At 55.0% G+C, this 16,672-nt stretch carries 18 protein-coding genes and 1 other annotated feature; of the genes, 13 read left to right on the forward strand and 5 right to left on the reverse strand.

Annotation, left to right across the window (positions count from 1 at the left end; genetic code table 11):
* The first annotated feature begins 41 nt into the window (after positions 1-41).
* On the forward strand, positions 42-689 hold the full coding sequence (gene gpmB / locus ACWYRJ_RS10595; RefSeq protein WP_008502057.1) for a 2,3-diphosphoglycerate-dependent phosphoglycerate mutase GpmB: 648 nt from the start codon (positions 42-44) through the stop codon (positions 687-689).
* Here the strand turns inward: gpmB and robA are convergent.
* Positions 686-1,555 carry an MDR efflux pump AcrAB transcriptional activator RobA gene (gene robA, locus ACWYRJ_RS10600; protein ID WP_111964082.1) on the reverse strand — a complete coding sequence of 290 codons (870 nt, stop codon included), beginning with the start codon at positions 1,553-1,555 and terminating at the stop codon, positions 686-688. The genes gpmB and robA overlap by 4 nt on opposite strands.
* 211 nt (positions 1,556-1,766) lie before the next feature.
* Here robA and creA point away from each other — a divergent pair, with 211 nt between their 5' ends.
* Positions 1,767-2,240, forward strand: coding sequence for a protein CreA (gene creA, locus ACWYRJ_RS10605; protein ID WP_032660778.1), 474 nt, complete (start codon positions 1,767-1,769; stop codon positions 2,238-2,240).
* A gap of 47 nt (positions 2,241-2,287) precedes the next feature.
* Here creA and arcA read toward each other — a convergent pair whose 3' ends face one another.
* Complete coding sequence (gene arcA / locus ACWYRJ_RS10610) at positions 2,288-3,004, reverse strand: two-component system response regulator ArcA (protein WP_003856501.1); 717 nt, start codon at positions 3,002-3,004, stop codon at positions 2,288-2,290.
* A 95-nt stretch (positions 3,005-3,099) separates the two neighbouring features.
* On the opposite strand from arcA, the gene yjjY reads away from it, so the two are divergent.
* The 7 genes from yjjY to ACWYRJ_RS10645 all read left to right on the forward strand — a co-directional run bounded on the left by yjjY (position 3,100) and on the right by ACWYRJ_RS10645 (position 9,913).
* Positions 3,100-3,240 carry a YjjY family protein gene (yjjY, locus tag ACWYRJ_RS10615; protein ID WP_085928893.1) on the forward strand — a complete coding sequence of 47 codons (141 nt, stop codon included), beginning with the start codon at positions 3,100-3,102 and terminating at the stop codon, positions 3,238-3,240.
* A 399-nt stretch (positions 3,241-3,639) separates the two neighbouring features.
* Positions 3,640-4,326, forward strand: coding sequence for a tRNA/rRNA methyltransferase (locus ACWYRJ_RS10620; protein WP_111964081.1), 687 nt, complete (start codon positions 3,640-3,642; stop codon positions 4,324-4,326).
* Between the two features lie 211 nt (positions 4,327-4,537).
* Positions 4,538-4,606, forward strand: a complete 69-nt coding sequence (thrL, locus tag ACWYRJ_RS10625; protein ID WP_015572623.1) for a thr operon leader peptide — start codon at positions 4,538-4,540, stop codon at positions 4,604-4,606.
* Positions 4,545-4,662 (forward strand) — a sequence feature (Thr leader region). It overlaps the preceding gene by 62 nt.
* Before the next feature lie 24 nt (positions 4,663-4,686).
* Positions 4,687-7,149 (forward strand): bifunctional aspartate kinase/homoserine dehydrogenase I, encoded by a 2,463-nt coding sequence (gene thrA, locus ACWYRJ_RS10630; RefSeq protein WP_133293755.1) that lies wholly within the window; start codon positions 4,687-4,689, stop codon positions 7,147-7,149.
* 1 nt (position 7,150) lies between these two features.
* On the forward strand, positions 7,151-8,080 hold the full coding sequence (gene thrB / locus ACWYRJ_RS10635; protein WP_455507849.1) for a homoserine kinase: 930 nt from the start codon (positions 7,151-7,153) through the stop codon (positions 8,078-8,080).
* A gap of 3 nt (positions 8,081-8,083) precedes the next feature.
* Entirely contained in the window at positions 8,084-9,370 is a 1,287-nt protein-coding gene (gene thrC, locus ACWYRJ_RS10640; protein WP_455507850.1) for a threonine synthase, read from the forward strand.
* A 246-nt stretch (positions 9,371-9,616) separates the two neighbouring features.
* Positions 9,617-9,913, forward strand: coding sequence for a DUF2502 domain-containing protein (locus tag ACWYRJ_RS10645; protein WP_455507851.1), 297 nt, complete (start codon positions 9,617-9,619; stop codon positions 9,911-9,913).
* 32 nt (positions 9,914-9,945) lie between these two features.
* On the opposite strand, the gene yaaA is transcribed toward ACWYRJ_RS10645, so the two are convergent.
* Together yaaA and ACWYRJ_RS10655 are read right to left on the reverse strand one after the other, a co-directional pair.
* Positions 9,946-10,719 (reverse strand): peroxide stress protein YaaA, encoded by a 774-nt coding sequence (gene yaaA / locus ACWYRJ_RS10650; protein ID WP_223581204.1) that lies wholly within the window; start codon positions 10,717-10,719, stop codon positions 9,946-9,948.
* 66 nt (positions 10,720-10,785) lie between these two features.
* Positions 10,786-12,216, reverse strand: a complete 1,431-nt coding sequence (locus tag ACWYRJ_RS10655) for an alanine/glycine:cation symporter family protein (RefSeq protein ID WP_455507852.1) — start codon at positions 12,214-12,216, stop codon at positions 10,786-10,788.
* A 262-nt stretch (positions 12,217-12,478) separates the two neighbouring features.
* Here ACWYRJ_RS10655 and tal point away from each other — a divergent pair, with 262 nt between their 5' ends.
* The 3 genes from tal to ACWYRJ_RS10670 all read left to right on the forward strand — a co-directional run bounded on the left by tal (position 12,479) and on the right by ACWYRJ_RS10670 (position 15,575).
* The gene (tal, locus tag ACWYRJ_RS10660; RefSeq protein WP_023310342.1) at positions 12,479-13,432 is read left to right on the forward strand and encodes a transaldolase; all 954 of its coding nucleotides are present in this window, start codon (positions 12,479-12,481) and stop codon (positions 13,430-13,432) included.
* A gap of 110 nt (positions 13,433-13,542) precedes the next feature.
* Positions 13,543-14,130 carry a molybdopterin adenylyltransferase gene (gene mog, locus ACWYRJ_RS10665; RefSeq protein WP_111964074.1) on the forward strand — a complete coding sequence of 196 codons (588 nt, stop codon included), beginning with the start codon at positions 13,543-13,545 and terminating at the stop codon, positions 14,128-14,130.
* 122 nt (positions 14,131-14,252) lie between these two features.
* Positions 14,253-15,575: an MFS transporter gene (locus tag ACWYRJ_RS10670; protein ID WP_455507853.1), complete on the forward strand. Its 1,323-nt coding sequence runs from the start codon at positions 14,253-14,255 to the stop codon at positions 15,573-15,575.
* Here the strand turns inward: ACWYRJ_RS10670 and satP are convergent.
* Positions 15,552-16,118, reverse strand: coding sequence for an acetate uptake transporter (gene satP, locus ACWYRJ_RS10675; protein ID WP_008502042.1), 567 nt, complete (start codon positions 16,116-16,118; stop codon positions 15,552-15,554). The genes ACWYRJ_RS10670 and satP overlap by 24 nt on opposite strands.
* Positions 16,119-16,414: 296 nt before the next feature.
* Between satP and ACWYRJ_RS10680 the strand changes: the two genes are divergently transcribed.
* On the forward strand, positions 16,415-16,672 hold a 258-nt coding region (locus tag ACWYRJ_RS10680), incomplete at its 3' end, for an Hsp70 family protein (protein WP_455507854.1).

Consider the following 16,672-nt stretch of genomic DNA (forward strand, 5'->3'; position numbering starts at 1 on the left):
CGATTCAAAAAAAACTCATCGCAGTATAACGGAAAAAAAGCATGTTACAGGTATACCTTGTTCGCCACGGTGAAACGCAGTGGAACGCCGAGCGACGTATTCAAGGCCAGTCAGACAGTCCTCTTACAGAGAAGGGCGTGCAGCAAGCGTGGCAGGTGGCAGAACGCGCCCGAACGCTGGGCATTACCCACGTCATTACCAGCGATTTAGGTCGCACACAGCAGACGGCGCGCATCATTGCAGACGCCTGCGGCTGTGACGTCATGCTGGAGCCGCGCCTGCGCGAGCTGGATATGGGCGTGCTGGAAAAACGCCATATCGATACGCTGACGGAAACGGAAGAGGGCTGGCGCCGCACGCTGGTGAACGGTACCGAAGATGGCCGTATTCCTGAGGGCGAATCCATGCAGGAGCTCAGCGTCCGTATGCATGCCGCACTGGCGGAATGCCTGAAGCTTCCGGCGGGAAGCCGTCCGCTGCTGGTGAGTCATGGGATTGCGTTGGGATGCCTGGTGAGCACCATTCTGGGATTACCTGCTTACGCTGAGCGCCGTTTGCGTCTGCGTAACTGCTCCATTTCCCGAATTGATTATCAGGAAAGCGCGTGGCTGGCGTCAGGTTGGGTCGTGGAGATGGCAGGGGACATTTCGCATCTCGATGCCCCTGCGCTTGACGAACTGCAGCGTTAACGACGTATTGGAATCAAAAATTCCATACGCAGATTAATTGGGCCTTCTTCCGGTTTGGCATCCTGCGCCGGGTAGTAGCGCTCAATGTCCTGACCTTTACGGCGATTCAGATTCAGCATTGGCATGCAGGTACCGTAAACGGTCAGGATAAACTCCTGTACCCCCGTTCCCAGCCCTTCATAGGCGAACATCACATATTCGCCGCCTTCCAGCACGACAGGCTTCGAACCTTGAATATACCCGTTGGCCATCTCTGGCGTCAGCGCGGTGGTGTAGAACACCTCCTGCTCGTCGTCTTTTTCCTGGCTTGGGTGCGTTTCGTTGAGACCATACAGGATAGGCGGGATCGCCGGCGCGTGGCTCAGGAAGTCGCGCCAGAACTGGACGCGCATCTGATGTCGGAACTCAGAAATCTGCTCCAGTGAACAGGAGTAGCTCTGAGTCGTGCCGATCAGATGGGTTTCCGGCAGTGTAATAATGTCGTACTTCGGCATTGCGAACTCGCCCAGACGCAGCGGCGGACGCATGCCAAACGAGCTCCAGTCAGGCGAGCGACGATAAAGCGCTGGCGTCAACAAGAACTGTTTTTTAAAGGCGCGGGTGAATGTCTGCTGTGAATCGAAACGATATTGCAGGGCAATATCCAGAATCGGCCGCGCGGTGAGGCGCAATGCTACAGCAGATTTTGATAAACGACGTGCGCGAATATAGGCCCCGATAGCATGACCGGTGACATCCTTGAACATCCTTTGCAGATGCCACTTGGAATAGCCTGCTTTAGCCGCCACATGATCCAGTGACAAAGGCTGGTCGAGATGACCTTCCAGCCAGGTGAGCAGGTCACGAATAATTCCAGCCTGATCCATATACTATCCTCATCCTTAAAACAGCAGGTGCCTGATAACAGGTTAGCGGATAATAGCATTTTTTGATGTTTTAGCATTCAGTGTTTTTTTTGCGCATTCATGCTTTTTCGAGCACATTACAGGCAGATATATTCTAATCCTGTGATCTTGCTACATTTTTGTCTAAAGTGTTGAATAATTGCTCAGTGTAATTTTAAAGAATGGTAACAATATGAAATACAAGACTTTGATTTTCACCGCGCTGATGTTGATGGTTGGACGCGTCGCGCAGGCAGAACAGATTGGTTCCGTCGATACCGTGTTCAAAATGTTTGGCCCGGACCACAAAATCGTGGTGGAGGCGTTTGACGATCCGGACGTGAAAAACGTCACCTGCTATGTCAGCCGCGCGAAAACGGGCGGCATCAAAGGCGGACTGGGGCTGGCGGAAGATACCTCCGATGCGGCGATCTCATGTCAGCAGGTGGGCCCGGTTGAATTGAGCGACAAAATTAAAAACGGCAAAGCGCAGGGCGACGTGGTATTCCAGAAACGGACCTCGCTGGTGTTCAAAAAGCTGCAGGTTGTGCGTTTCTACGATGCCAAACGCAATACGCTGGCCTACCTGGCCTATTCTGACAAAGTGGTGGAAGGTTCACCGAAAAACGCGATCAGCGCGGTGCCGATTATGCCCTGGCGGGAATAAAAAAAAACGGCGCATAAGCGCCGTTTTTTAATGCATTAACTGCGGGATTATTCCTGCAAATCGCCGCAGAAACGGTACCCTTCGCCGTGAATGGTGGCGATGATTTCCGGCGTATCTGGCGTAGATTCGAAATGTTTACGAATACGACGGATGGTGACGTCTACGGTACGGTCGTGCGGCTTCAGCTCACGGCCGGTCATTTTCTTCAGCAGTTCTGCACGGGACTGAATTTTTCCCGGGTTTTCGCAGAAGTGCAGCATCGCGCGGAATTCACTGCGCGGCAGTTTATACTGCTCACCGTTAGGGCTAATCAGCGAGCGGCTATTGATATCAAGTTCCCAGCCGTTGAATTTGTAGCTATCTACGCTACGACGCTCTTCGCTGACAGTACCCAGGTTCATGGTGCGGGACAGCAGGTTGCGTGCACGAATGGTTAACTCGCGAGGGTTGAACGGCTTGGTGATGTAGTCATCCGCACCGATTTCCAGGCCAAGAATTTTATCAACTTCGTTATCACGGCCCGTCAGGAACATTAACGCGACGTTCGCCTGCTCGCGCAGTTCGCGCGCCAGAAGAAGACCGTTTTTGCCCGGCAGGTTAATATCCATGATCACCAGGTTGATATCATTTTCAGAAAGGATCTGATGCATCTCTGCGCCATCGGTCGCTTCAAAGACATCGTAGCCTTCTGCTTCGAAAATGCTCTTTAACGTGTTGCGTGTTACCAACTCGTCTTCAACGATAAGAATGTGCGGGGTCTGCATGTTTGCTACCTAAATTGCCAACTAAATCGAAACAGGAAGTACAAAAGTCCCTGACCTGCCTGATGCATGTCGCAAATTAACATGATCGGCTTAACGTGACTAAAGTACGTAATTGCGTTCTTGATGCACTTTCCATCAACGTCAACAACATCATTAGCTTGGTCTTGGGTACTTTCCCTTTGGACCCGACAGTGTCAAAAACGGCTGTCATCCTAACCATTTTAACAGCAACATAACAGGCTAAGTGACACCAGACACCCAATAAAACTACGCTTCGTTGACATATATCAAGTTCAATTGTAGCACGTTAACAGTTTGATGAAATCATCGTAGCTGAATGCTAGCCTTTGTCACAATTTTTCAATAAACCAACTAGTTGCGGACATTGATTTATAAACGAAGCGAATCCAATCAGAATAGGGTATTCATGCTGCCATTATCATTATAAAACATAGGGGTAATGGTGTTCTATTAACATTCTAACTGATTGTTCAGACACAGAATAGTTTAGCGTTTTTAATTTGTTATGAAACGCTATTTCGGTGATTTGTGTTGCAATTTTGTAAATTCGCGCTGCGTAATATGTTGAAGTGCATCACATTTTTACCGGCTAACTGATTAAAAAGAGAGCATAAATGCATCTGTCGATTGTACTGGTTGCCCCAGCCAGAGCAGAAAATATAGGCGCAGCGGCGCGTGCCATGAAGACCATGGGTTTTACCGATTTGCGCATTGTGGACAGCACGGCCCATCTGGAGCCAGCCGCGCGTTGGGTGGCGCACGGATCGGGAGATATTCTCGATAATATAACCACTTACGCGACGCTTGCCGACGCGCTGCACGACATTTCGTTTACCGTTGCAACCACGGCGCGTAGTCGCGCTAAGTTCCACTACTATGCGACGCCAGCGGAGCTGGTGCCGATGCTGGAAGAGAAAAGCCAGTGGCTGGAGAAAGCGGCGCTGGTATTTGGTCGTGAAGATTCCGGATTAACCAACGAGGAGCTGGAACTGGCGGACGTGCTCACCGGTGCGCCGATGGTGGCCGATTATCCTTCCCTGAATTTGGGCCAGGCGGTCATGGTGTACTGCTATCAATTAGCCTCCCTAATACAAATTCCCCAGCCTCAGGCTGAAAGGGCAGATGAAAATCAGCTGGCTGCGCTGCGCGCACGCGTTGAGCAACTGTTAACGCAGTTGGAAGTAGCTGACGATCAAAAAATGGCTGACTGGCTGCAGCAGCGTTTGGGACGTCTTGAGCAGCGGGACACCGCAATGCTGCACCGTTTGCTGCATGATATTGAAAAAAAATTGGCCGAGTAAAATACTGCCATAAGTTTTTACTATGGCGAATAAGTCTGTCTGTATGGGTTGCATCTGGGGGAATCGGATGAAAATAAATCTGCACGCAGCGGGACGTGAGAGTCTTCCGAATTGTGATCAAATTAAAAATTCGTTGACTTAACGAGCCCGATCCTTTAACCCTAAAAGAATACAGCACAGACAGATAATAATGACAGAGTACACAACATCCATGAAACGCATCAGCATCACCACCATTACCACAACCATCATCATTACCACTGGTAACGATGCGGGCTGACGCGTACAGGAAAAACAAAAAAAAGCCCGCACCTAGACAGTGCGGGCTTTTTTTTCGGCTAAAGGAAACGAGGTAGAACCATGCGAGTGTTGAAGTTCGGCGGTACATCAGTGGCAAATGCAGAACGTTTTCTGCGTGTTGCCGATATCCTGGAAAGCAACGCCAGGCAGGGGCAGGTTGCGACCGTGCTCTCTGCCCCGGCAAAAATCACGAACCATCTGGTGGCGATGATCGAAAAAACCATCGGTGGCCAGGATGCACTCCCGAACATCAGCGACGCAGAGCGTATATTCGCTGACTTATTGCAAGGGCTGGCAGAGGCGCTGCCTGGCTTCCCGCACGCTCAGCTGAAGTCCTTCGTTGAGCAGGAATTTGCGCAAATCAAACACGTTCTGCACGGTATCAGCCTCCTCGGCCAGTGCCCGGACAGCATCAACGCGGCGCTGATTTGTCGCGGTGAAAAACTCTCTATCGCCATTATGGCCGGCGTGCTGGAAGCGCGCGGCCATAGCGTGACCGTGATCGATCCCGTTGAAAAACTGCTTGCGGTGGGCCACTACCTCGAATCCACCGTTGATATTGCCGAATCAACCCGCCGTATCGCCGCCAGCAAAATTCCCGCTGACCACATGATCCTGATGGCAGGCTTTACCGCCGGTAACGAGAAGGGCGAGCTGGTGGTGCTGGGCCGTAACGGTTCCGACTACTCCGCCGCCGTGCTGGCCGCCTGCTTACGCGCGGACTGTTGCGAGATCTGGACTGACGTCGACGGCGTCTATACCTGCGACCCGCGCCAGGTTCCGGACGCCAGGCTGCTGAAGTCGATGTCGTACCAGGAAGCGATGGAGCTTTCCTACTTCGGCGCCAAAGTACTTCACCCTCGTACCATCTCCCCGATTGCCCAGTTCCAGATCCCTTGCCTGATTAAAAACACCGGTAACCCGCAGGCGCCGGGTACGCTGATTGGCGCGAGTACCGATGAGGACGGACTGCCGGTGAAAGGCATCTCCAACCTGAACAATATGGCGATGTTCAGCGTCTCGGGTCCGGGGATGAAAGGGATGGTCGGCATGGCGGCACGCGTATTTGCGGCCATGTCCCGCAACGGTATCTCGGTGGTGCTGATTACCCAGTCCTCTTCCGAATACAGCATTAGCTTCTGCGTGCCGCAGGGCGACTGCCTGCGCGCCCGTCGCGCGCTGGAAGAAGAGTTCTATCTGGAGCTTAAAGAAGAATTGCTCGAGCCGCTCTCCATTCAGGAGCGCCTGGCAATTATCTCCGTGGTTGGCGACGGCATGCGCACGCTGCGCGGTATCTCCGCCAAGTTCTTTGCCGCGCTGGCGCGTGCCAATATCAACATAGTGGCAATTGCCCAGGGCTCGTCGGAGCGTTCAATTTCTGTTGTTGTGGACAATGATGACGCCACCACCGGCGTTCGCGTGGTTCACCAGATGCTGTTCAACACCGATCAGGTCATCGAGCTGTTCCTGATTGGCGTGGGTGGCGTGGGCGGCGCGCTGCTGGAGCAGGTGAAGCGTCAGCAGGCGTGGCTTAAGAAGAAACACATCGACCTGCGCGTCTGCGGGATTGCGAATTCCAAAGCGCTGCTGACCAACGTCCACGGCCTTAACCTGGAAAACTGGCAGGCAGAGATGAACGAGGCGAAAGAGCCGTTCAACCTGGGCCGCCTGATCCGTCTTGTGAAAGAGTATCATCTGCTTAACCCGGTGATCGTCGACTGTACCTCTAACCAGGCGGTGGCCGACCAGTACGCCGACTTCCTGCGCGAAGGGTTCCACGTGGTGACGCCGAACAAAAAGGCCAACACCTCGTCGATGGATTACTATCACCAGCTGCGTCTGGCGGCGAGCAAGTCGCGCCGCAAGTTTCTGTACGACACCAACGTTGGGGCTGGTCTGCCGGTTATCGAAAACCTGCAGAACCTGCTTAACGCGGGTGATGAACTGCAGCGTTTCTCCGGCATTCTCTCCGGCTCGCTGTCGTTTATCTTCGGCAAGCTGGATGAAGGGATGAGCCTCTCCGAAGCCACCCGCGCCGCGCGCGAGCTGGGCTACACCGAGCCGGATCCGCGTGACGACCTTTCCGGTATGGACGTGGCGCGTAAGCTGCTGATCCTCGCGCGCGAAACGGGTCGTGAGCTTGAGCTTTCCGATATCGTGATTGAACCGGTCCTGCCGGCAGAATTTGACAGCAGCGGTGACGTCAGCGCCTTTATGGCCAGACTGCCGCAGCTTGACGACGCGTTTGCCGCGCGCGTTGCGAAAGCCCGTGATGAAGGTAAGGTATTGCGCTATGTTGGCAACATTGAAGAAGATGGCGTGTGCCGGGTGAAGATTGCCGAAGTGGATGGCAACGACCCGCTGTACAAAGTCAAAAACGGCGAAAACGCTCTCGCGTTTTACAGCCACTATTATCAGCCACTGCCGCTGGTGCTTCGCGGCTATGGCGCAGGGAACGATGTTACGGCGGCGGGTGTGTTTGCCGATCTGCTGCGTACCCTGTCATGGAAGTTAGGAGTTTAACATGGTCAAAGTTTATGCCCCGGCTTCCAGCGCGAATATGAGCGTCGGATTTGACGTGCTGGGTGCGGCGGTGACGCCGGTGGATGGTTCGCTGCTGGGCGATACGGTTACGGTGGAAGCGGCAGACAGCTTCAGCCTGAATAACGTGGGCCGCTTCGCCAGCAAGCTACCGTCCGACCCGCGCGAGAACATCGTCTATCAGTGCTGGGAACGCTTCTGTCAGGAGATCGGTAAAAACGTGCCGGTCGCCATGACGCTGGAAAAAAGTATGCCGATTGGCTCGGGGCTGGGTTCCAGCGCCTGTTCGGTGGTCGCCGCTCTGGTGGCAATGAATGAGCACTGCGGCAAGCCGCTGAACAACAACCGCCTGCTGGGCTTAATGGGCGAGCTGGAAGGGCGTATCTCCGGCAGCATTCACTATGACAACGTGGCGCCGTGCTTCCTCGGCGGCATGCAGCTGATGATCGAAGAAAATGGCATCATCAGCCAGCAGGTGCCAGGGTTTGATGAGTGGCTGTGGGTGCTGGCCTATCCGGGCATTAAGGTCTCTACCGCGGAAGCGCGTGCGATCCTGCCCGCGCAATATCGTCGTCAGGACTGTATCGCCCACGGGCGTCATCTGGCGGGCTTTATCCACGCCTGCTACACCCGTCAGCCGCAGCTGGCGGCAAAACTGATGAAGGACGTCATTGCCGAGCCGTACCGCACGAAGCTGCTACCCGGCTTTAACGAGGCGCGACAGGCATCAATGGATATCGGCGCGCAGGCGTGCGGCATCTCCGGCTCCGGCCCGACGCTGTTCGCCCTGTGCGACAAGGCAGACACTGCGCAGCGCGTGGTGGACTGGCTCTCTAAACACTACCTGCAAAATCAGGAAGGCTTTGTTCATATTTGCCGTCTGGACACGGCTGGCGCACGAGTACTGGGATAATTAATGAAACTCTACAACCTTAAAGATCATAACGAGCAGGTCAGCTTCGCGCAGGCGGTGACTCAGGGACTGGGCAAAAACCAGGGGCTGTTTTTCCCGCATGACCTGCCGGAATTCCAGCTGACCGAGATTGATGACCTGCTGAAGCAGGATTTTGTCACCCGCAGCACCAAAATTCTGTCCGCGTTTATCGGCGATGAAATTCCGCAGGAGCTGCTGGAAGAGCGCGTGCGCGCGGCGTTCGCGTTCCCGGCGCCGGTTAAGCAGGTTGAGCCTGACGTGGGCTGTCTGGAGCTGTTCCACGGCCCGACGCTGGCGTTTAAAGACTTCGGCGGCCGCTTTATGGCGCAGATGCTGACGCACATCAGCGGTGACAAACCGGTGACCATCCTGACCGCGACCTCCGGGGATACCGGCGCGGCGGTAGCCCACGCGTTTTACGGCCTGAAAAACGTCCGCGTGGTGATCCTCTATCCGAAAGGCAAAATCAGCCCGCTGCAGGAAAAGCTGTTCTGTACGCTCGGCGGCAACATTGAAACCGTGGCGATCGACGGCGATTTCGATGCCTGCCAGGCGCTGGTGAAGCAGGCCTTCGACGACGAAGAGCTGAAGGTCGCGTTGGGCCTGAACTCGGCGAACTCTATTAACATCAGCCGCCTGCTGGCGCAGATCTGCTACTACTTCGAAGCGGTGGCGCAGCTGCCGCAGGAAGCGCGCAACCAGCTGGTGATCTCCGTGCCGAGCGGTAACTTCGGTGACCTGACGGCGGGCCTGCTGGCAAAATCCCTGGGTCTGCCGGTGAAACGCTTTATCGCCGCGACCAACGCCAACGACACCGTGCCGCGCTTCCTGAAAGACGGGAAGTGGGCGCCGAACGCCACGCAGGCGACCCTCTCCAATGCGATGGATGTGTCTCAGCCGAACAACTGGCCGCGCGTGGAAGAGCTGTTCCGCCGTAAGATCTGGCGTCTGGGCGACCTGGGCTATGCCGCTGTGACGGATGAAACTACCAAAACCACCATGCGCGAGCTGAAGGCGGTGGGATATACCTCTGAACCGCACGCGGCGATTGCCTACCGCGCGCTGCGCGACCAGCTTAACCCGGGTGAATATGGCCTGTTCCTGGGCACCGCGCATCCGGCGAAGTTCAAAGAGAGCGTGGAGGCAATCCTGGGCGAAACGCTGCCGCTGCCGAAAGAGCTGGCCGAGCGTGCCGACCTGCCGCTGCTGTCCCATGAACTGCCGGCAGACTTTGCCGCGCTGCGTAAGCTGATGATGTCCCTAGCATAATTTTTGTCGGGTGCGGCTTCGCCTTACCCGACCTACAACGGCTCAGAACGTAGGCCGGGTAAGGCGTAGCCGCTACCTGGCTTTTTTTATGGAGAAATTAAGGAGGAAAATAGCAGGGAAAAAGCAGAAATTCCCAATAAATGCGGTCACTTAGCGATTAGGATTGCAGAGAATAACATCCCCCGTTTCCCTCGCGTAATCTCCTTACATCGGCCCACGTAGGGCAAAGATAATAAGGAGTCACCGATGTCTACACTGAAACCTGTGCTGATTGCGCTTTCACTGATGCTGGTCGCTCCCATGGCGGTACAGGCATCCGAAATCACCCTCGTACCTGCGGTCAAACTGCAGATTGGCGATCGGGATAATAACGGGCACTACTGGGACGGTGGCCGCTGGCGCGACCACGAGTGGTGGAAGGCGCATTATGACTGGCGCGATAACCACTGGCGTCCACATGATGAGCATAGCGAGCGTGACCACCATCATGACGACCGTCGCTATGACGATCATCGTCCGGGCCCGGACTGGAAACACCACTAATGCAAAACCCCGCCAGCCGGCGGGGTTTGTTTTTACTGCTCGTGGCGCTTAAACACCAGCTCGCCTTTCCCTGACGCTTCTTCGTCAAAGAAATAGCCTTCGCTGTTGAAGGCGGTTAGCTGCTCCGGCTTCGTCAGGCGGTTCTGGATAATGTAGCGGCTCATCAGACCGCGCGCTTTCTTGGCGTAGAAGCTGATCACTTTGAACTTGCCGTTCTTCTCGTCGAGGAATACTGGCTTGATGATGTTGGCATCCAGCTTTTTCGGCTTCACCGACTTATAGTATTCATCGGATGCCAGGTTAATCACCACGTTATCGCCCTGCGCGCGCAGCGCCGCATTCAGCTTATCGGTGATGATATCACCCCAGAAATGGTACAGGTCTTTGCCTTTGGCATTCTCCAGACGAATCCCCATCTCCAGACGATACGGCTGCATGAGGTCCAGCGGTCTCAATACGCCGTACAGACCCGACAGCATGCGCAGATGCTGCTGGGCAAAATCGAAATCGGCTTCGCTAAAATCTTCCGCCTGCAGGCCAGTATAGACATCGCCTTTAAATGCCAGAATCGCCTGGCGAGCGTTAGCCGGGGTGAAATCCGGGTGCCACTCGTGAAAGCGGGTCGCGTTAAGATCGGCTAGCTTGTCGCTAATGCTCATCAGCGAGGCGATCTGCGGCGCAGAGAGCTTACGCGCTTCGCGGATCAGCTGTTGCGAGTAGTCCAGCAGTTCAGGCTGAGTATAGCGCTCTGTAGCGAGCGGGCTCTGGTAGTCGAGCGTCTTTGCAGGTGAAATCAGAATCAGCATATCCAGTCCTTGCAGGAAATTTAGAGCGACTTTAGCAAAAAATCGCCCTGAATTGATCGATAGCTGTTATTGCCGCGGCAAATCATCCCACGTGCCGGGGGCAAGCTGCGCCTTAATATCGGGATAGCGGGCGGGATCAAATACCGGCGGAACGCCGAGTTTGCGCTGGCGCAGATAGTCTCTGGCAATCAGGGTCACAACGGGCGAGAGCAGCAGGATCGCCGTGAGGTTAGTGATCGCCATCAGCGCCATAATGATATCGGCCAGCTGCCAGACCAGCGGCATACTGAGCAGGGAGCCTGCGATCACCATCAGGATGACCCCCAGACGCAGGGTTCCGATTGCGGCGCGGGAGTCGAGCTTCAGGAAAATAAGGTTATTTTCGGCGTAAAGGTAATTCACCACTATCGAGCTGAAGGCAAACAAAACCAGGATTAGCGAGACAAACCCTGCACCCCAGCCGCCGGTCAGGTTCACCAGCGCCTGCTGGAGAAGCTGTATTCCGACGGTGCCCGACGCGTGTGGTACGGGGCCTGCCAGCAGCAAAATCATGGCGCTGGCGGAACAGATAATAATGGTATCGGTAAAGACACCAATCATCTGCACAATGCCTTGCGCGGCCGGGTGCGGCGGCCAGGAAGAGGCGGCGGCTGCCGCGTTGGGGGTTGACCCCATACCGGCCTCATTAGAGAACATGCCCCGCTGAAAACCCGCCATCAGCGCCTGGCTGAAGGTATAGCCCAGCGCCCCGGAGGCCACTTCGCGCCAGCCAAAGGCGCTTTTGACGATGGTCGCAATCACGCCCGGCACCTGGTCGAGATGCAGGGCGGCAACGAACAGGCTCGCGGCAACCCAGAGCAGCGCCATAATGGGCACCAGCCACTGCATCAGACGGGCGATGCCCTTGAGACCGACCGAGATGGTAAGCAGAACGACGATGGCTAAAGCGAGACCCGCGAGCCACTCGGGGCAGGAGAAGGCATAGCGCAGGGCGTTGGCGACCGAGTTAGCCTGGACGGTATTAAAAATAAGGCCGTACGCGAGCAGTAAAAAAAGCGAGAACAGGACACCCATCCAGCGCATCCCTAAGCCACGCGCCATGTACCAGGCAGGACCGCCGCGAAACTGGCCGTTTTTATCTTTCTCTTTATAAAGCTGGGCGAGCGAACTTTCGGCAAAGGAGGTGGCCATCCCGAGAAGCGCCGTCACCCACATCCAGAAGATAGCGCCTGGCCCACCGGCGCTGATGGCCAGCGCAACGCCCGCCATATTCCCGCTGCCGAGGCGTGCCGCCAGGCTGGTACAGAGTGCCTGAAACGACGTTAATCCGCCTGGCTGAGGCGTGACGCTGTTTTTCAGACTTCTGCCAAACTTGCGAATATAACGAAACTGGATGAACCCACTGCGTAGCGTAAACCAAATACCTGCTCCCAGAAGCAGGTAAATCATTATCGAACCCCACAGGACTTCGTTAATAAAGAAAAAGAAATCAGGCATTAACGTCCCTCTTGTTGATGCCAAAGTGAATATGTAAGCGCTACCACTGATTGGGCATGCTGTTGCTTAGCAGCCTGTTAATATTCCGAGTTTACCATACTCTACCTAAGCGCACTGTCTGCGGTTGCGCTACCCCTCCGTCGTGTTATCATCAGGGCAGACCGGTTACATCCCCCTAACAAGTAAACCTGTCATTTTTCCGCTGCAGGCATGCTGTCGGTAGCGTGAATTATCCAGGGCACGTTAAAAGAGAAACACTATCATGACGGATAAATTGACCTCCCTTCGTCAGTTCACCACTGTCGTAGCTGACACCGGAGATATCGCGGCAATGAAGCTGTACCAGCCGCAGGATGCCACAACTAACCCTTCTCTGATCCTTAACGCCGCACAGATCCCTGAGTATCGCAAACTGATTGACGACGCAGTGACCTGGGCGAAAGCACAGAGCAACGACCGCGCGCAGCAGGTTGTGGATGCCACCGACAAACTGGCAGTGAACATCGGTCTGGAAATCCTGAAACTGGTTCCTGGCCGTATCTCTACCGAAGTGGATGCGCGTCTCTCCTACGACACCGAAGCGTCTATCGCCAAAGCGAAACGTCTGATCAAAATGTACAACGACGCGGGCATCAGCAACGACCGTATCCTGATCAAACTGGCTTCCACCTGGCAGGGTATCCGCGCGGCAGAGCAGCTGGAAAAAGACGGCATCAACTGTAACCTGACCCTGCTGTTCTCCTTCGCGCAGGCGCGTGCTTGTGCAGAAGCGGGCGTATACCTGATTTCTCCGTTCGTGGGCCGTATTCTGGACTGGTACAAAGCCAACACTGATAAGAAAGAGTATGCACCGGCTGAAGATCCAGGCGTGGTTTCTGTTACTGAAATCTACGAATACTACAAACAGCACGGTTATGAGACTGTGGTTATGGGCGCAAGCTTCCGTAACGTCGGTGAAATCATCGAGCTGGCTGGCTGTGACCGCCTGACCATCGCTCCTGCACTGCTGAAAGAGCTGGCAGAAAGCGAAGGTACCATTGAGCGTAAACTGTCTTACACCGGTGAAGTGAAAGCACGTCCAGAGCGCATCACTGAATCCGAGTTCCTGTGGCAGCACAACCAGGATCCAATGGCGGTAGACAAGCTGGCGGACGGTATCCGTAAGTTTGCTGTTGACCAGGGCAAACTGGAAAAAATGATCGGCGACCTGCTGTAATCATTCTGCGTGACCGGGCTCCCGGTCACGCGACTTCTTTCGTCCCCTGTCTGAATCTCCTCTCTGCGTGTATCATTCCCTTTAATCAGTACTCTTTGAATGGAATGGATATGAATACCTTACGCATCGGCTTAGTGTCGATTTCTGACCGCGCCTCCAGCGGTGTTTACCAGGATAAAGGCATCCCCGCTCTGGAAGAATGGTTGAGCAGCGCGCTGACCACCCCCTTTGAGATTCAAACCCGCCTGATTCCTGACGAACAGCCGATCATCGAGCAGACGCTCTGCGAGCTGGTGGATGAGATGAGCTGCCATCTTGTTCTGACGACGGGCGGAACCGGCCCCGCGCGCCGTGACGTGACGCCGGACGCGACGCTGGCTATCGCCGATCGCGAAATGCCGGGCTTCGGTGAACAGATGCGCCAGATCGGTCTACACTTTGTTCCGACGGCCATTCTTTCCCGCCAGGTGGGGGTGATCCGCAAGCAGGCGTTGATTCTGAACCTGCCGGGTCAGCCGAAGTCGATCAAAGAGACACTGGAAGGGCTTAAAGCGGAAGACGGCAGCGTCATCGTTCACGGTATCTTTGCAAGTGTACCGTATTGTATACAGCTGCTTGACGGCCCGTATGTCGAAACAGATGAGAAAGTGGTAGCAGCTTTTCGTCCTAAAAACGCGCGTCGCGAAACAATCTCCTGAAATTAATCAATATGTGACATAAGCTGAAGCGGCGATAGCGTGGGCAAGGTTTTACGGTATAGTAATTTTTTCTTTACGATTGCTGTAAAAATAAATCCACAATACACGCATAATGGTTCGCTATGTCACATAACACCCGACCTCTGAATCGACAGGATTACAAAACCCTCACGCTTGCGGCCTTAGGCGGCGCGCTGGAGTTTTACGACTTCATTATCTTCGTCTTCTTCGCCGCCGTGGTGGGAGAGCTCTTCTTCCCGGCGGATATTCCGGAATGGCTGCGTCAGGTGCAAACCTTCGGCATTTTTGCCGCCGGGTATCTGGCGCGTCCGCTGGGCGGCATCATCATGGCCCACTTTGGCGATCTGGTCGGGCGTAAGAAGATGTTTACCCTTAGCATCCTGCTGATGGCCGTGCCGACGCTGGCCATTGGTCTGCTGCCCACCTATGCCTCGATGGGTATCCTTGCGCCGTTGCTGCTGTTGCTGATGCGCGTTCTTCAGGGCGCGGCGATTGGCGGTGAAGTGCCGGGCGCGTGGGTGTTTGTCGCGGAACATGTTCCGGCGCGCCGCATTGGTATCGCCTGCGGAACCTTAACCGCGGGCTTAACGGTAGGGATTTTGCTCGGGTCCGTCGTCGCAACGATCGTTAATACCAGCATGACGCAGCAGGCCGTGCACGACTGGGGCTGGCGTATTCCATTCCTGCTGGGCGGAGCGTTTGGCCTGGTCGCGATGTACCTGCGTCGCTGGCTGCAGGAGACCCCGATTTTCCTCGAAATGCAGCAGCGCAAGGCGCTGGCGCAGGAGCTGCCGGTGAAGGCGGTCGTGGTACGCCATAAAAAAGCGGTAGTAGTGTCGATGCTGCTTACCTGGCTGCTCTCGGCGGGCATCGTGGTGGTGATATTGATGTCCCCGGTGTGGCTGCAAAAGCAGTACGGTTTCGCTCCTGCCGTGACGTTACAGGCGAACAGTATCGCGACAATCATGCTCTGCTTTGGCTGTCTTGCCGCCGGGCTGGCGGCGGATCGTTTCGGTGCCAGCGTTACCTTTGTTGTCGGGAGCCTGTTACTGGCCGCATCAAGCTGGGCGTTTTACCATCTGGCTGGCAGCCATCCTGAACAGCTGTTTCTGCTGTACGGCGTGGTAGGCCTGTGCGTGGGCGTTGTCGGGGCTGTACCGTACGTGATGGTGCGCGTGTTCCCGCCAGAGGTACGCTTCACCGGGATTTCTTTTTCCTACAACGTGTCGTATGCCATTTTCGGTGGGCTGACGCCGATTGCGGTGACGGTGTTGATGGGCGTGTCTCCCATGGCTCCGGCCTGGTACGTGCTGGCGCTGTCGATGATGGGGCTGGGATTAGGGATTTGGCTGGGGCAGAAGCGGGGATGTCGTGCCCGCGAGGCGGACACGACAGAAGGATCAGTGTTTTTCACCAATCGGTAAAACGGTGCGGTCAAACTGCTCGTTCAGCACTTCACCCATTGCAAGGTAGATAGCGCTTGCGCCGCAAACCAGACCAATCCAGCCTGCAACATGAACGATTCCTTCGTTATCCACCAGGTGACCGATCGCCAGCAGGGCGAACAGGACGGTCAGGCTCAGGAAAACGAACTGCAGCATACGGTTGCCCTTCAGGGTACCGAAGAACATAAACAGGGTGAAAACGCCCCACAGACCCAGGTAAACGCCCAGGAAGTGGGCGTTTGCCGCGTCTGCCATGCCCATTTTAGGCAGCAGCAGAATGGCAACCAGGGTCAGCCAGAAAGAACCGTAAGAGGTGAATGCGGTTAAGCCGAAGGTATTGCCTTTCTTATATTCCAGCAGGCCCGCGAAGATTTGTGCGATACCGCCGTAAAAAATGCCCATCGCCAGGATGATGCCATCCATCGGGAACATCCCGATATTGTGCAGGTTCAGCAGAATAGTGGTCATGCCAAAACCCATCAGGCCCAGCGGAGCCGGATTAGCCAACTTAGTGTTGCCCATAAGTCCTCAAAAAAATCATCATTAATATGGTGAAATGGTTAAACCCGCGTCAGTTCTCCCTGACTGGGCGCGGCATCATAATGGGCGCAATCAATGGCGTCTATGATCTCATCAGGGTGAAATTAAAATTTTTTTTATGCTTGCCCCTTGATGGATGCCGTCGCGACCCCATCTTGTAGTCAACCGCAGTGTGTGGACCTGAAAAAAATCAAATCTGGGCAGTTGAAAAAGCACGTTCTGCCCTTATTACAGGTACACAACCACATGTTGACTGAATTTTTAGTGGAGACGTTTAGATGGGTAAAATTATTGGTATCGACCTGGGTACTACCAACTCTTGTGTAGCGATTATGGATGGCACTACTGCACGCGTGCTGGAGAACGCCGAGGGCGATCGCACCACGCCTTCTATCATTGCTTATACCCAGGATGGTGAAACTCTGGTTGGTCAGCCGGCTAAACGTCAGGCAGTGACAAACCCGCAAAACACCCTGTTTGCGATTAAACGCCTGATCGGTCGCCGCTTCCAGGACGAAGAAGTTCAGCGTGACGTT

Source organism: Enterobacter sp. (assembly GCF_977039595.1).

Excerpts from the sequence above, each read along its gene's own strand:
- tal (WP_023310342.1), top strand. The coding sequence starts at position 12,479 with ATGACGGATAAATTGACCTCCCTTCGTCAGTTCACCACTGTCGTAGCT.
- mog (WP_111964074.1), top strand. The coding sequence starts at position 13,543 with ATGAATACCTTACGCATCGGCTTAGTGTCGATTTCTGACCGCGCCTCC.
- ACWYRJ_RS10645 (WP_455507851.1), top strand. The coding sequence starts at position 9,617 with ATGTCTACACTGAAACCTGTGCTGATTGCGCTTTCACTGATGCTGGTC.
- arcA (WP_003856501.1), bottom strand. The coding sequence starts at position 3,004 with ATGCAGACCCCGCACATTCTTATCGTTGAAGACGAGTTGGTAACACGC.
- thrC (WP_455507850.1), top strand. The coding sequence starts at position 8,084 with ATGAAACTCTACAACCTTAAAGATCATAACGAGCAGGTCAGCTTCGCG.
- ACWYRJ_RS10620 (WP_111964081.1), top strand. The coding sequence starts at position 3,640 with ATGCATCTGTCGATTGTACTGGTTGCCCCAGCCAGAGCAGAAAATATA.
- ACWYRJ_RS10670 (WP_455507853.1), top strand. The coding sequence starts at position 14,253 with ATGTCACATAACACCCGACCTCTGAATCGACAGGATTACAAAACCCTC.
- gpmB (WP_008502057.1), top strand. The coding sequence starts at position 42 with ATGTTACAGGTATACCTTGTTCGCCACGGTGAAACGCAGTGGAACGCC.
- thrA (WP_133293755.1), top strand. The coding sequence starts at position 4,687 with ATGCGAGTGTTGAAGTTCGGCGGTACATCAGTGGCAAATGCAGAACGT.
- ACWYRJ_RS10655 (WP_455507852.1), bottom strand. The coding sequence starts at position 12,216 with ATGCCTGATTTCTTTTTCTTTATTAACGAAGTCCTGTGGGGTTCGATA.
- creA (WP_032660778.1), top strand. The coding sequence starts at position 1,767 with ATGAAATACAAGACTTTGATTTTCACCGCGCTGATGTTGATGGTTGGA.
- yaaA (WP_223581204.1), bottom strand. The coding sequence starts at position 10,719 with ATGCTGATTCTGATTTCACCTGCAAAGACGCTCGACTACCAGAGCCCG.
- thrB (WP_455507849.1), top strand. The coding sequence starts at position 7,151 with ATGGTCAAAGTTTATGCCCCGGCTTCCAGCGCGAATATGAGCGTCGGA.
- satP (WP_008502042.1), bottom strand. The coding sequence starts at position 16,118 with ATGGGCAACACTAAGTTGGCTAATCCGGCTCCGCTGGGCCTGATGGGT.
- robA (WP_111964082.1), bottom strand. The coding sequence starts at position 1,555 with ATGGATCAGGCTGGAATTATTCGTGACCTGCTCACCTGGCTGGAAGGT.